General features: G+C 43.6%; 14 protein-coding genes. All 14 read right to left on the reverse strand.

The genetic code is table 11. The features are described from left to right. The coding region (gene eno, locus GXZ17_RS03190; protein ID WP_409375844.1) for a phosphopyruvate hydratase at positions 1-932 on the reverse strand (932 nt) is incomplete at its 3' end. Beyond that, positions 929-1,330, reverse strand: coding sequence for a cyclophilin-like fold protein (locus GXZ17_RS03195; protein WP_409375845.1), 402 nt, complete (start codon positions 1,328-1,330; stop codon positions 929-931). The genes eno and GXZ17_RS03195, both read right to left, overlap by 4 nt. Then, positions 1,323-2,471: a glycerate kinase gene (locus tag GXZ17_RS03200; RefSeq protein ID WP_409375846.1), complete on the reverse strand. Its 1,149-nt coding sequence runs from the start codon at positions 2,469-2,471 to the stop codon at positions 1,323-1,325. The genes GXZ17_RS03195 and GXZ17_RS03200 overlap by 8 nt, the downstream gene beginning before the upstream one ends. Next, positions 2,468-2,719, reverse strand: a complete 252-nt coding sequence (locus GXZ17_RS03205; protein WP_409375847.1) for an RNA-binding S4 domain-containing protein — start codon at positions 2,717-2,719, stop codon at positions 2,468-2,470. The genes GXZ17_RS03200 and GXZ17_RS03205 overlap by 4 nt, the downstream gene beginning before the upstream one ends. Then, entirely contained in the window at positions 2,706-3,143 is a 438-nt protein-coding gene (locus GXZ17_RS03210; protein ID WP_409375848.1) for a hypothetical protein, read from the reverse strand. The genes GXZ17_RS03205 and GXZ17_RS03210 overlap by 14 nt, the downstream gene beginning before the upstream one ends. Beyond that, positions 3,101-3,898, reverse strand: a complete 798-nt coding sequence (gene mazG / locus GXZ17_RS03215; RefSeq protein ID WP_409375849.1) for a nucleoside triphosphate pyrophosphohydrolase — start codon at positions 3,896-3,898, stop codon at positions 3,101-3,103. Before mazG ends, GXZ17_RS03210 begins: the two co-directional genes overlap by 43 nt. Then, entirely contained in the window at positions 3,876-6,956 is a 3,081-nt protein-coding gene (gene mfd / locus GXZ17_RS03220) for a transcription-repair coupling factor (protein ID WP_409375850.1), read from the reverse strand. The genes mazG and mfd overlap by 23 nt, the downstream gene beginning before the upstream one ends. Before the next feature lie 8 nt (positions 6,957-6,964). Continuing rightward, a complete protein-coding gene (gene lptC, locus GXZ17_RS03225; RefSeq protein WP_409375851.1) occupies positions 6,965-7,537 on the reverse strand; it encodes an LPS export ABC transporter periplasmic protein LptC in 573 nt (190 codons plus the stop codon). Continuing rightward, positions 7,537-9,252, reverse strand: coding sequence for an FAD-dependent oxidoreductase (locus GXZ17_RS03230; RefSeq protein WP_409375852.1), 1,716 nt, complete (start codon positions 9,250-9,252; stop codon positions 7,537-7,539). Before GXZ17_RS03230 ends, lptC begins: the two co-directional genes overlap by 1 nt. A 28-nt stretch (positions 9,253-9,280) precedes the next feature. Next, on the reverse strand, positions 9,281-9,580 hold the full coding sequence (locus tag GXZ17_RS03235) for a hypothetical protein (protein WP_409375853.1): 300 nt from the start codon (positions 9,578-9,580) through the stop codon (positions 9,281-9,283). 16 nt (positions 9,581-9,596) lie between these two features. Continuing rightward, a complete protein-coding gene (locus GXZ17_RS03240; RefSeq protein ID WP_409375854.1) occupies positions 9,597-10,661 on the reverse strand; it encodes an SDR family NAD(P)-dependent oxidoreductase in 1,065 nt (354 codons plus the stop codon). A 4-nt stretch (positions 10,662-10,665) separates the two neighbouring features. After that, the gene (locus tag GXZ17_RS03245) at positions 10,666-11,103 is read right to left on the reverse strand and encodes a type II toxin-antitoxin system RatA family toxin (protein WP_409375855.1); all 438 of its coding nucleotides are present in this window, start codon (positions 11,101-11,103) and stop codon (positions 10,666-10,668) included. Between the two features lie 5 nt (positions 11,104-11,108). Next, positions 11,109-12,383: an aspartate aminotransferase family protein gene (locus GXZ17_RS03250; protein WP_409375856.1), complete on the reverse strand. Its 1,275-nt coding sequence runs from the start codon at positions 12,381-12,383 to the stop codon at positions 11,109-11,111. A gap of 49 nt (positions 12,384-12,432) precedes the next feature. Then, positions 12,433-13,194, reverse strand: a complete 762-nt coding sequence (locus GXZ17_RS03255; protein WP_409375857.1) for an HAD-IIA family hydrolase — start codon at positions 13,192-13,194, stop codon at positions 12,433-12,435. Positions 13,195-13,248: the final 54 nt, after the last annotated feature.

A 13,248-nucleotide genomic window follows, 5' to 3' on the forward strand; every position in this document is an offset into this window, starting at 1 on the left:
CCTACTAACTGCACCTTATCACCCAGGGCAAAAGTGAGCTTTTTCCATCCTTCCCAGTCTTCCTCGGCTAAACCATCTTCGATAGAAATGACAGGATAATTTTCTACCAAACGGCGGTAAAAATCGATCATTTCCTCTACGTTACGGCGCACCCCCTCCCTCTCAAAAACATATATTCCATCTTTATAAAGCTCAGAAGCAGCAACATCTAACGCCAGATAAACATCTTTACCCGGTTCATAACCAGCCAACTGTATAGCTTCCAGAATTACCTCAATAGCTGCCTCAGAAGAATGGAGATTGGGAGCAAAACCTCCTTCATCTCCTACACCTGTTGAGTAACCACTCCGTTTTAAAACCCTGGCTAAGTTATGAAAGACTTCCGCCCCCATTCTTAAGCTCTCACCAAAAGAACGAGCTCCACAGGGAACAATCATAAATTCCTGGATATCCACTCCGCTATCAGCATGTTTCCCCCCATTGAGAATATTCATAAGAGGAACAGGTAATTCTCGAGCATTAGCTCCCCCAAAGTAACGATAAAGAGAAAGCCCACTATAATCAGCTGCTGCTCTGGCTACCGCTAAAGAAACTCCCAAAATAGCATTAGCTCCTAACTTGGCTTTATTGGGCGTTCCATCCAGCTCGATAAGAGTCTTATCCACTACCGCCTGGTCTAATGCATCTAAACCAATGATTTCCGGAGCGATAATTTCGTTAACATTTTCTACCGCTTTCCGTACTCCTTTGCCCAAATAGCGCCTTTTATCACCATCTCGCAACTCCACTGCTTCAAAAGTACCGGTGGAAGCTCCAGAAGGAACAGATGCCCGACCAAAAGCTCCAGAAGCCAAAATTACGTCGACTTCTACTGTGGGGTTCCCTCGAGAATCAAGAATTTCCCGAGCATGAACATCAAAAATAGTACTCATCCTTTATCAACTCCTTTTCTATCAAATTGGGTAATTTTTACTATGTCACCAGAGGGTATTTCATCCAGAATAGCCCAGGGAGAAAGGATTTTCCCCACCACTTCTACTGCACTGGCCGGTCTAATCTCCCCATTTTTACTTACCGGAGTAGGACCAAAGAAAAGACAAAGGCAGGCTCCATCCGGCCAATAAGCTATATCACCTTCTTCTACCACTTCTTGGGGAGAAACGATAGGAGCCTTCAGAGGAATAGCAAAATAAATCTCCTTTCCCCACCGACTAACTCGTGCCTCCACAGGCAAAATGCGAAAAATTTCTTCAGCCAGGGAACTGTCACTTAGCTCCGCTTCTATCGTAATTCCTCTCTCCGGAAAGGAAAATTCTATCTTTTCAGGCATAAATCTCTCCTCCCTTCCACACTCGTCCTAAGTTAAAAGCCAGGTGTTCCAGAAGAAAAGGCGCCTTTTGAAATGCTTCTTCTTCAGTGATAGGACCATTAGCTATGGAAAAAAGAGCTAAAACTCTTTCTTCCCACAGAGAAAAAGCTTCTTCGCTGATTTTTCCTCCCACCAGAAGAAGAGGCTTCCCCCATTTCCTACACTTTTCCTCCACCCCACTAACTACTTTACCATAAAAAGATTGCTTATCGATCTTCCCCTCTCCGCTTATCACTAAATCTGCTTTTTTAATTTCTTCTTCCAGATGCAAAATATCCATAATCAACTGAATGCCAGAGGCAAATTGTGCTCCCCAAAAAGCATATAACCCCGCTCCTATTCCTCCTGCTGCTCCTGCACCCGGTAAATGGTCAATTTCTATCCCGGTGTGCTCTCTGACTAATCGCGCATAATTACGTAAACCCTGGTCCAGTGCTTCCACCTCTTCAGGATTGGCCCCTTTTTGCGGACCATACACATAAGCTGCCCCTTCTTCTCCATAAAGGGGGTTTTTTACATCACAGGCGATAACTAACTCCACTTCTTCCGGTTTTTTAAACAAATGCTGAGAGTCAATGGAAGATACCAGCAGTAAATCATCACCCACTCCTTTTAGCTCCTTCCCTTCCCGGTCAAAGAACCTCACTCCCAGAGCTCTCAGCGCTCCCATCCCCCCATCGTTGGTAGCACTACCCCCCACTCCTAATATGATGCGACGAAATCCCAGGTTTACTGCCTCTTTTATCAACTCTCCCACACCGTAGGTAGTGGTAAAACGAGGATTCCTTTCCTCAGGTGGCAAAAGTGTTAACCCCGCTACTTGAGCCATTTCTAAAACTGCCACCTCTCCACAAGAGCAAGATACTACCCCGATATGGGCTTTCACTTTCTCTCCCCGGGGGGCAGATACTTCTTTTTCTATTATTTTACCCCCCGTCCCCTGCACCAGAACTTCTACCGTTCCTTCCCCTCCATCAGCTAAAGGTCGCTCCACTACCAACCAGCCTTTATCCACCCTCTGTAGCCCTTTTTTAACCAGCGATGCAACTTCGGTACTTTTTAAACTGCCCTTAAAAGAATCAGGAGCAACCAGTATTCTCATTCTTCTAACCTATCCTTTTTTATCACCTCGTACAATTCTTCTCCTCTTTCTTTTTCGCTGAGACTTTTAACTCGCACCACTATTTTATAAGCAGAGGTGAAAATGGTGATTTCGTCTTCCAATTTAAGTCCTGTCCCTGGTTTGGCTACTTTACCATTCACCAAAACCCTCCCCCCCTTACAAGCTGCTTGAGCCAGTGGTCTTCTTTTAATCAAAGAAGAGCTTTTGAGAAATTTATCTAACCTCATTGTCTTCCCAGGGCAAAAGGATATTTTCCCCCCATTCCGGGAAAAGAGAATAATCTCCTTTCCCGCCTACTGCTACCATCACGAGCACCGAAAGCGCTCCATGGTCTTTAACCCATTTCTCTATCTCTTCTCTGCTTTTTTCCTCTCGGAATCTTCCTGCCACCAAAACTGTCCTTTTACCTTCCAGATTCCCTAAATTATCCCAGGTAATCTGGAAGGGTTCTTCTTTGAAAGCCATATTTCTCACTTCTTTATCCAGAAAAGAGGCTAAAAAACCACTCAAAATCAATCCTTCTGGGTTAACTGCTATCAAAAGGTCAGGATTCCATCCCTGAACCAGAGGTAAAATAACTTTTAAACGTTTCAAAAATTCAGCGAGGCTTATTTTTCCTCCGGCGTGAATTTCTCTTTCGCTTTTTCCCATAAAGCATCCATCTCCTCTAAAGTTGCACCAGAAAGTTCCCTGCCTTGTTCTTTGATTTTTCTTTCTATAAAACCAAATCTCTCAGCAAAACGATTATTAGCTCCCTGCAGAGCTTCTTCAGCCTGAATATTCAGATGACGAGCTAAGTTAACTAAAGCAAAAACCAGATCTCCCCATTCCTCTTTCATTTTCTGAGGGTTTTTGCTTTTCCAGGCTTCTCGAAATTCTCCCCACTCTTCTTCTACCTTTTTTTCTACTTCCTCAGGTGCTTCCCAATCAAAACCCACTCGAGAGGCTCGCTCTTGCATAGCCTGAGCTCGCAAAAGAGCAGGAAGACTGCGAGGCAAAGTGGAAAGCATCCCACTTTTATCTCTTTCTGTTTCCTTTATTTTTTCCCAGTTTAAGAGCACCCCATCTACATCCTTTACTTTAGCTTCTCCAAAAACATGAGGATGGCGTCTCTTCATCTTATAAATAAGGTGTTCTAACACCTCCTCAATAGTAAAGGTATGGTTTTCCTTTCCTATCTGAGCGTGAAAAACGATATGCAGCAGCATATCCCCTAATTCTTCCTTCAATCTCACCTCATCTTTTTTATCTATGGCATCTAAGGCTTCATAGAGCTCTTCCACCATGAGAGGTTTTAGTGTCTCCCGAGTTTGTTCCCTATCCCAGGGACAGCCTCCCTCTCCCCGTAAAGTAGCCACTACTTCTATTAATTCCTCAAAAAGCTCACCGGCTCTGCCACTGGACACTCTCAATAACCATCCCTTCCAGAAGTGAAACTAAATCCTGGAGAGGCAACATTTTAGTTTTGAATGCCTCTCTGCCTTGATAGTTGAATAGCCTTCCTTCTTTTCCCCTCTCTTCCATATACTGGCTCAAACCCAAAAGAACCGGAAGAGAAGCCACAAAATAAAGTTCTCCATCTTTTTCTTCTATGCTTTCAATCTGAGCTATTTTAGCATAATGCCTTATTTTTGTAATCTGCAAAAGATTCTCAGCCTGCCGGGGAAGACGTCCAAAGCGATCTTCCAATTCTTCCTTTATTTCCTCTATTTCCTTTTCTTTTCTCACCCCCAGCAGTTTCTGGTAGAAATAAAACCTTTCACTATCCCTGGACAGGTAAAAAGAAGGTAGATAAGCCTCTTCTTTTAAATCTATATGAGGGGTAATGGAAGAAATCTCTTCTTCTCCTCGCAGGCGAGCAATTTCTTCCTCTAAAAGACGAGTGTAAAGAGAAAAACCCACTTCCTGAATAAAACCGTGCTGCTCCATTCCCAGAATATTACCAGCTCCCCGAATTTCCAAATCCCGGAGAGCCAGTTTCATACCTGAACCGGTGGCACCAAACTCAAGAAGAGCTTCCAGTCTCTCCCTGGCCTCTCCAGTTAGACGAGGGGGATACAAAAAATAGGCATAGGCTTCTCTATCAAACCTCCCCACTCTTCCCCGCAACTGATAAAGCTGAGCCAATCCAAACAGGGTAGCCGGATCTACAATGATAGTGTTGGCATTGGGGACATCCAGACCAATTCCTACAATAGTGGTACAAAGTAAAACAGAAATTTTACCCCGATAAAAATCTTCCATAACTTTTTCTAACTCCTTCCCTCCCATCCTTCCATGAGCTAAGGCCACTTTTACCCCGGGAATTAGGTCATCCAGCTCTTCCTTCACCGGCATTAAATTCCTAATCCGAGGGCAGACATAAAAAACCTGACCTTCTCGCTCTATCTCTCTCTCCAGGGCTTCTTTAATCACTTTTTTATCTCGAGGCATCACCAGAGTATAAACCGGTTTTCTCGCTTCCGGTGGTGTTTCTACCACACTGATATCCCGAAGACCTAAAAGAGAAAGATAAAGAGTACGAGGAATAGGAGTGGCAGTGAGGGTTAAAACATCCAGGTTGGACTTGAGTTTTTTCAGCTGCTCTTTATGCCTCACCCCTAAGCGTTGTTCCTCATCTACAATCAATAAACCTAAATCTTTAAAAAATACATCTTTTTGCAAAAGGCGATGAGTGCCGATTATGATGTCCACTTCTCCCTTTTCCACTTTTTTCAGTATTGATTTTTGCTCCTGGGGAGTACGAAAGCGGTTTAAAACGGCAACAGTCACCGGAAAGTCTTTCATTCTTTCCCGAAAGGTAACATAGTGTTGTTCAGAAAGAAGAGTAGTGGGAGCTAAAACAGCTACTTGCTTTCCATCCATTACTGCTTTGAAAGCTGCCCGTATGGCAATCTCTGTTTTCCCGTATCCCGCATCTCCACAGATCAAGCGGTCCATGGGGCGAGGGCTTTCCATATCTTTTTTAACTTCTTCAATATCTTTTTTCTGGTCCGGAGTCTCCAGAAAAGGGAAAGATAGCTCCAGCTCTTTTTGCCAGGGAGTATCCGGAGAAAAACTATAACCTTCCTCCAATTGACGCCGAGCATAAACTTCTACTAAGTCTTGAGCTACTTTTTCTGCTGCTCTTTTAGCCCGTTCTTTGGTCCTCGCCCATTCATCTTTCCCCAGACGATTAATTCGGGGCTTCTCCTCTCCCGCCCCCACATATTTTTGCAGGAGATAGATTTTATCTGCAGGAAGGTAAAGAATGTCTCCTCTACCGTATTCTATCTCCACATACACTCGTTTTATCCCCTCTACAGTCATCTCTTTCCATCCTCGAAAAATACCAATGCCTTCTTCCTCATGCACCACATAATCTCCGGGAGAAAGAGAGGAAAGAGAGACCAGAGATTTCTTGGGAACCTCCGGAGAGGGAACAAATTCTTTCCCAAAAATTTCCCAGGAAGAGATGAAAGCTAAACCAATCTCTGGTATCCCAAAACCCTCCCTCAGGTATCCAGGAAAGAGAATCACCTTTTTATTTTCTTCCAGGTTTAAGCCAAAATCCACTTTCTCCTCTTCTAAAAGAGAAGAAAGAATCTCCAGCTTTTCCGGAGGAAGAAGGAGAAAAATTTTATTCCAGAGGCTTGTTTCCAGATAATCTTTCAAATCGTCAATCTTGCCCCAAAAAGAAGGTATTCGCTCTACTTCAAGAGAAAAAGAATCTTGAGCTTCCTGAGTACCGATTCCGGAAAATACTTGCCGGGAAGAAAGAGTCAGATCTTCCACTATCACCCCATCCCAAAAAATGGTTTTTACTTCTTTTTTTAAAGAAGAAAGAAGGGGTACAGTTTTGAACTCTCCGCTTCGAGGAGGGATAAAAAGAGTCTTTACTTCTTCTTCAGTACGCTGACTTTCGGGACGGAAAAACTTCATCTTTTCTATCTGATTTCCCCACCAATAAGTGCGAACCGGAAGAGGAAGATGAGGAGGGAAAAGGTCTACCACCTCTCCTCTTATCGCCACTTCTCCTCTTTCTCTAACTAACTCCTGGCGTTCATAACCCAGGCTGAAAAGAAGATCCAAAAACTCCTCTCTTCTGGTTTCCTTTCCCTTTTCTAAAAGAAAGGAATGAGTGAGAAAATAATCCAGATCTTCCACATCCAGGTGAAGGTCTTGAGCTTCTACCACTGCAACAACTTCCTTTTGCCGAAAATTAGATTGTAACTTCACCCCGAAGAATTCTTCTTCCCTCTTAACCCCCTCCACCAAAAAAGGCTTCCCCGCTACAGATTGTAAAGCTTCTAATTGAGAAACGACCTTTTTTCTCTTTTCCCTGTCGCTTACCACATAAAGAAGAGGTTTTTCTAAGAAAAGGGCGAAAAAAGGCCGTACCGGGGAGACAACATCCAGATATATTAATTTTTTCTTCTCTATTTCCTTTATCAGGAAAATTAACTTATTTAAAGCAGAATTCATAATACCTCTCACATAGCACTCAATCGAAAACTTCCCTTTATAATCTGATAAAATTCGGGGTTTTCAAAATCGACATCACTGCGCAAACCCCGACAATGTATGAAATTTCCATCAAAATGAACCGAGGCTTCCGCCTCCGTTTCCAGAACTTTATCTTTATCTCGATATCGCAACTCCGATGTTACTATCTTCTCTCCCGAGGAAGACACTACCTCTACTTCTCCTTTAAAGTAAAAGTCTTTATCATCCAGGTTTATTTCCGCTTCCTGAGCTTGAATGGTAGCCTTTTCTTCCCCCTCCTGGTAGACAATGAGCCTTACCGCCCCCCAGCAGATGGCTTTAGTGTTATCATCGTTTAGTTCCATATCCTGTGCTTGAAGTAACCATGCTAATTTTCCTCCTTCCCAGCCTCGAAGCTCTGTTCCCTTCATCACAACCGGAGGAGAAGGAGCCACCTCTTCCATTTCTTCCTCCACTTCTTCTTTATCCTGGGATTCCTGGGGAATAGAAGAGACAAGAAAAAAGACCAGCAGAAAACCAACCACACAAAAACTCACAATCAATAATAACCTTTTTCCCATTACCGTTCTATTTCATAAGGCCAGGTAGCCATGCCCCCATCCATCACCATAACTTTCTGGAAACCCTTGCTCTTCAAAATCAGGGAAGCTTCATAACCCCGCAAACCTGCGGCACAAATAGTTACAATTTCTTTATCAGGAGAAAGTTCGTTAGCTCTGGCTGGAAGCTCAGCTAGAGGAATAAGAACACTACCTGGTATGCGAATATTCTGATATTCTCGAGGGGTGCGCACATCTAACAAAATGAAATCTTCTCCTCGCTTCCTCTTCTTTTCTACTTCTTGAGAAGAAATACCTACCATGTCTCCTTCCAGTTTATTGCGCAGGACATTAGCTGCCAGGCACAAATTATCTATAGCAGAAGCATAAGGAGGAGCATAAGGTAAATCAAGGTTGGATATATCTTCTACCTTCCCTTGATAGTTAAGAAGAGTAGCTAAAGCATAGATGCTTTTGGTAACCTCACCTTTACCTATCATCTGTGCACCTAAAACTCTACCACTTCTTTTATCTGCTACCAGCTTAATAATCACCTGCTTTGCTCCGGGAAAATAATGAGCTCGGTCAGGAGCAGGCACTAAAGAATACTCCACATCATACCCTAAATTTTGGGCTTGTTTTACTCCCAGACCACTCCGGGCTACAGTATAATCAAAAACCTTGAAAATTACTGAGTTTAAAGCTCCTCGGAAAGCTTCTCTTCGGCCAGCTAAATTCATAGCCACCACTCTCCCTTGCTTATTAGCCAGAGACCCCATAGGCATATAAGCAGGTTGACCACAAACTAAATTCTCTATCTCTATACAGTCTCCAGCAGCAAAAATAAAGGGGTCGCTGGTGCGCAAGAAGAGGTCCACTTTAATTCCTCCCCGCTCTCCCACCTCTAAGCCAGCTTTGCGAGCTAAGTCATCATTGGGCTTGAACCCGGTGGCTATCACTACCATATCTGCTTCATAACTTCCTTTATCAGTTATTACTCTTTTTACTACTCCTCCTTCTCCTTCCAGGCGCTGCGCTCCTTCTCCTACCCGGATATTGATTCCCTCACTCTGGCAGTAACGACGCACTAAAATCCCCATGTCTTCGTCCAGAATAGGTAAAATTTCCGGTAGTATTTCCAGAATGGTAATTTCTAAACCACTTTTAACCAGGCTTTCAGCCATCTCCATTCCGATCAATCCTCCACCAATAATTACCGCTCGTCTGGCTAATTTCTCTTTAATAGTCCAGCGAATGGCCTCAGCGTCTTCAACACCATGCAGAGTATAAACATGAGCTAAATCGGTGGGAGAAAGAGCCACCCCGGGATGATTTAAGTCCACAGCTGAGATGGGAGGGATGGAAACCTTGGCTCCGGTAGCTAAAACCAGGTAATCATAAGGTAAACTGGATACCTCACCCGATTCTAAATCCTTTATTTCTACTCTTTTATTTTCTCTATCTATGCGGATAGCTTCAGTGCGGTTCAGCACCTTAATTCTTTTCATATTTTCAAAAAATTCTGGATCCCGCATCACTCCAATGGGTGTTTCCATTAACTCCCGATATTCTTTTATCTCTCCGCTTATATAGTAAGGTAAACCACAGCCAGCATAAGAGAGAAATTTACCTTTTTCTATAATGGTAATTTCTACCTCGGGATCCAGACGGCGTAGCTTTGCTGCCACTTTAGGGCCCGCCGCCACTCCTCCTATAATTACCACTTTATTGTTCATTTGTCACCTTCCTCGCATTCCTTAACCCTCACCGGTTTTTTAAACTTTTCACGTCATTATAGATACTACCCAAGCAAAAAAGAGCCGCTCCACCCACTAACACCCCAAATCCCCCCAATATTCCTCCTATACCTGCTAACTTAGAGAAAAAATCCGAGGTGGAAGAAAAAAACTCTTCTTCTGGAAAGGGGTAGAACTCTTCCCCGGGAGGAGGAAGTGAATAAGAAGGGGAACTTTTTTGTTTGCTCATCCCCACCAGAGAAAAAATTATCGCCACTATTCCCAGACAAAAAAATACAACACCCACCACTTTCAAAAAAGTGCCCACTAATATAGCCCTCCCCTCAAATTCTTTTTTTGATCTCCTCTATTTCCTCTTCGTTCAATTCTCTTCCAAAGCTCCGCAGACCAGAAACTTTAAATCCATGTTTTTGAGCCAGAAGGTCAATCTCTTTTACCCTCTCTACCTCTATTTCTTTTCCCAGAGTATAATCTTCAAATCGTCCCTCCAGAGTCAAAATCATAGTTTCCGCCATGCAAGCATAAGATTTTCCTGGAGGATAGCCAAAATCCATGCCAAAATCAGGCTCTCCCGGAACATCAACCACTCCTCCCTCGATAACTAAAACGTCCTGCCTTTCCTTTGCTACTTCTTCTGCCACGTTGCGAGGACGAGCCACATCGCAGACCACCGCTCCTCGCTCAATCCAGGCTGGCTCTAACAAGTTCCCCAGAGCCGAAGTTACGGTAATCAGTGCCCGAGACCCTTTTATTCCTTCTTCAATATCTATAAAACCTTTTACTTCCTCTCCCTTTATTTCTTCCACCTCTTTTTTTACCTTTTCCACCTTTTCCGGGTCCCGGCCAATTACTCTTACCTTTTTCCCTTCTTCAGCCAATATCAAAGCGCAAGCTCGACCAATAGAACCGGTAGCTCCCACTATGGCAATTTCTTCCTGGCCTAAGTCAATCTCCATCATAGAAGAAGCCATCTCCAGAGCCTGAAGAGCAGTGGCCACAGTATAGCTGTCGCCAGTTGTTACCGCAATACGCAAACCATTCTTAACTGTAATCCCTCCATCTCCGGCAACTGAAGTAAAAGCCCCCAATCCGATAATTTTTGCCCCTAACTCCTCGGCCAGAAATCCACATTTGCGGATTTGCTGAGCTACAAAAGAAAAGGAATATTCCAGAAGCACCCGGGGAGTCATGGGAAGCCCGATAAACCACCCTCCAATCTCTTTACCTGTGGCTTCTGACCTCACTCCTTTCACTTCCGACAAAACAAAGGGAGGGACTCGAGAAGCTAAGCTTTCCACCCAGGAAGAGGGGAGAATCTTTAAGAACTTAAGATGGTCTTTTATATCCTGGGGGCTGAAGGCATGGATGATGAAAGCAAATTTGTCCATACCGTCACCCTTCTACTACTTCTTGCAAAGCTTTTAACATAGCTTGAGCATTGTCCTCCATAACTTTCTTCAAAAACTTGCTGATTAAAGCTCCCACGAGAGGTATCCCCAAGTCGTATTCAATTTCCAGTTCTACCCGGGTTTTATCCTCTCCTTCTTCCCTGAATCTCCATGCCCCCTCATATTGCTTAAAATCCCCTTCTATAAGAGAAAAACGGCATTCTTTCCCCTCTTCATCCCAGAAATCTCTTTCTTTCCACTTAATTTCTCTCCCCTGAAATTCTCCCCTCCAGAAACTATCCACCACTGAGCCCTCTTGACTTAATACCTTCACCTCTTTTATATCAGGCAAAAAAGTAGCTAACTTTTCTATATCCTTAGCTTTATCGTAGACTTCTTCCACACTCCTGTTTATTACCAGAGAAGAAGAAACTTTAGCCATTTCACTTAACCCCCTATTTCCTTTAATGTTTCTCTAACTTTATCCAAAGACTCTCCTAACGCTTTGGTAACTTTTTCTATCTCCTCTTTTTTAATAGTAAGAGGAGGTTCCAGACGAATCACTCGAGGGTTGTTGAGAGTATAAGCAACTAAAACTTTTCTTTCTGCCATTTCTGCTGCCAAAAGGGAAGCAACATCAGAATCAAAAAATTCCATTCCTATCAAAAGGCCTATCCCTCGTACCTCTTTCACCAAATCAGGAAACTTCTCCTGTAAAAATCGGAGCTCCTCCATCCAGTAATTACCTTTTTCCTCCGCTTGCGCAGGAATATTTTCTTCCTGAAGGACTTTCAAAGTTTCCAGCCCCGCGGTGCAGGCCAGAGGATTACCTCCTAAAGTAGAGCTATGGATAAGAGGATTATCCTCAAAAACTTTCCAGATTTCCTCCGTGCTTATAAATGCTCCTATGGGTAGCACCCCTCCTCCCAAACCCTTAGCCAGAGTCATAATGTGAGGAGCCACTTCATAGTGCTCACAGGCAAACATCTTCCCTGTTCTACCAAGGCCCGTTTGCACCTCATCCAGAATCAAAAGTGCTCCATTCTGCTCACAGATTTCTTTCACCCGGGAAAGATAGCGAGGATGGGGAATATTAATTCCTCCTTCTCCCTGAATGGGCTCCAAAATTACCGCTGCTGTTTTCTCATCCACCACCTCTTCCAGAGCTTCTATATCATCAAAAGGCACCTGATAGGTTTCCGGAACCAGTGGCTCAAAAGGTTTTTTATATACATCTCTTCCTGAAACGCTCAATGCCCCCATAGTTTTACCGTGAAAGCTATTAATCGCCGAAACCAGCTTTTTCCTTCCGGTGTAAAAGCGAGCCAGCTTTATTGCTCCCTCTACCGCTTCCGCTCCACTGTTACCAAAAAAGAAATATTGCAGGTCTCCGGGGGTAACCTGAGCCAGCATTTCTGCTAAATCGGCTTGTTGTTTGTTAAAAAGAGTGCGGGTAGAAAGAGGCAATCTGTCTAATTGCTCTTTTACTTTCTGTACCACTCGAGGATGGTTTCTCCCCACCGGGAAACTTCCAAATCCCCCGATGCAATCGATATAGGCTTCTCCGTAGATATCAAAAACTAATGCTCCTTCTCCTCTCCACTCCACCGTAGAAAAATTGGCAAATCGGAACAGCCGGGCTAATCCTGGACTTACATACTTCACATATTTGTCTATGGTTTCTTCTACTATTTTTTGCTTTTCTCTCAATTCATCATCCATGGTTTTCCTCCTTTATCTATGTTTGTAATTTTCTCACTCTTTTCTGCTTTTAAACTTCTATATCCGCCACTGAGTCAAGAATATGATTGGGTCGGTAGGGAAATTTGCCTATATCTTCGCGCTTCGTGACTCCAGAGAGAACCAGAATTGTTTCTAAACCCGATTCCAATCCTACTTTGACATCAGTATCCATCCGGTCTCCCACCATTATGGTACTCTCTGAATGCTCATCTATATATCTCAAAGCCAGGCGCAAAATTAAGGGATTAGGTTTACCCACAAAATAAGGAGCGTATCCAGAAGCTTCTTCTATCAGAGCTGCTACAGCTCCACAGGCAGGAACGATTCCCCCCTCCCCCGGGCCAGAAGAATCGGGATTGGTGGCAATAAAAGGTACTCCCTGCATAATCAGCTGGCAAGCTCGCACGATTTTCTCATAAGGATAGGATTCCATCTCTCCTAAGATAACAAAATCGGGCCTGTAATCGGTAAAAGAATAACCTGCTTCGTTGAGAGCCTGGTACAATCCTGTTCCTCCCAGAACAAAAGCTCTGCCTCTGGGTTTTTGAGAACTCACAAAATGAGCGGTAGCCATAGCGCTACTGAAAAAATGTTGAGCCTCTATCTCTATACCGGCATCATTCATGCGATGCTGAAGGTCAGAAGGGGTATAGCGAGAATTATTAGTCAGGATCAAGAATTTATAGTCTTTTTCTCTTAAACGTTCAATAAACTCTTTGGCGCCGGGTATAGCCTGGTCGCCATAGAGTAAAACTCCATCCATATCAATAAGAAATGCTTTTTTATCCATAACCTCACCTCAAAAACCACATCTATTATAATTTCTCCCCCTCTTATTAGCAAA

Origin of the sequence: Candidatus Sordicultor fermentans (assembly GCF_012728195.1) — a bacterium.
In the GTDB taxonomy this organism is placed as follows: Bacteria; Atribacterota; Atribacteria; order Atribacterales; family Caldatribacteriaceae; genus Sordicultor; species Sordicultor fermentans.

Excerpts from the sequence above, each read along its gene's own strand:
- GXZ17_RS03195 (WP_409375845.1), bottom strand. The coding sequence starts at position 1,330 with ATGCCTGAAAAGATAGAATTTTCCTTTCCGGAGAGAGGAATTACGATA.
- GXZ17_RS03200 (WP_409375846.1), bottom strand. The coding sequence starts at position 2,471 with ATGAGAATACTGGTTGCTCCTGATTCTTTTAAGGGCAGTTTAAAAAGT.
- GXZ17_RS03205 (WP_409375847.1), bottom strand. The coding sequence starts at position 2,719 with ATGAGGTTAGATAAATTTCTCAAAAGCTCTTCTTTGATTAAAAGAAGA.
- GXZ17_RS03210 (WP_409375848.1), bottom strand. The coding sequence starts at position 3,143 with ATGGGAAAAAGCGAAAGAGAAATTCACGCCGGAGGAAAAATAAGCCTC.
- mfd (WP_409375850.1), bottom strand. The coding sequence starts at position 6,956 with ATGAATTCTGCTTTAAATAAGTTAATTTTCCTGATAAAGGAAATAGAG.
- lptC (WP_409375851.1), bottom strand. The coding sequence starts at position 7,537 with ATGGGAAAAAGGTTATTATTGATTGTGAGTTTTTGTGTGGTTGGTTTT.
- GXZ17_RS03230 (WP_409375852.1), bottom strand. The coding sequence starts at position 9,252 with ATGAACAATAAAGTGGTAATTATAGGAGGAGTGGCGGCGGGCCCTAAA.
- GXZ17_RS03240 (WP_409375854.1), bottom strand. The coding sequence starts at position 10,661 with ATGGACAAATTTGCTTTCATCATCCATGCCTTCAGCCCCCAGGATATA.
- GXZ17_RS03245 (WP_409375855.1), bottom strand. The coding sequence starts at position 11,103 with ATGGCTAAAGTTTCTTCTTCTCTGGTAATAAACAGGAGTGTGGAAGAA.
- GXZ17_RS03250 (WP_409375856.1), bottom strand. The coding sequence starts at position 12,383 with ATGGATGATGAATTGAGAGAAAAGCAAAAAATAGTAGAAGAAACCATA.
- GXZ17_RS03255 (WP_409375857.1), bottom strand. The coding sequence starts at position 13,194 with ATGGATAAAAAAGCATTTCTTATTGATATGGATGGAGTTTTACTCTAT.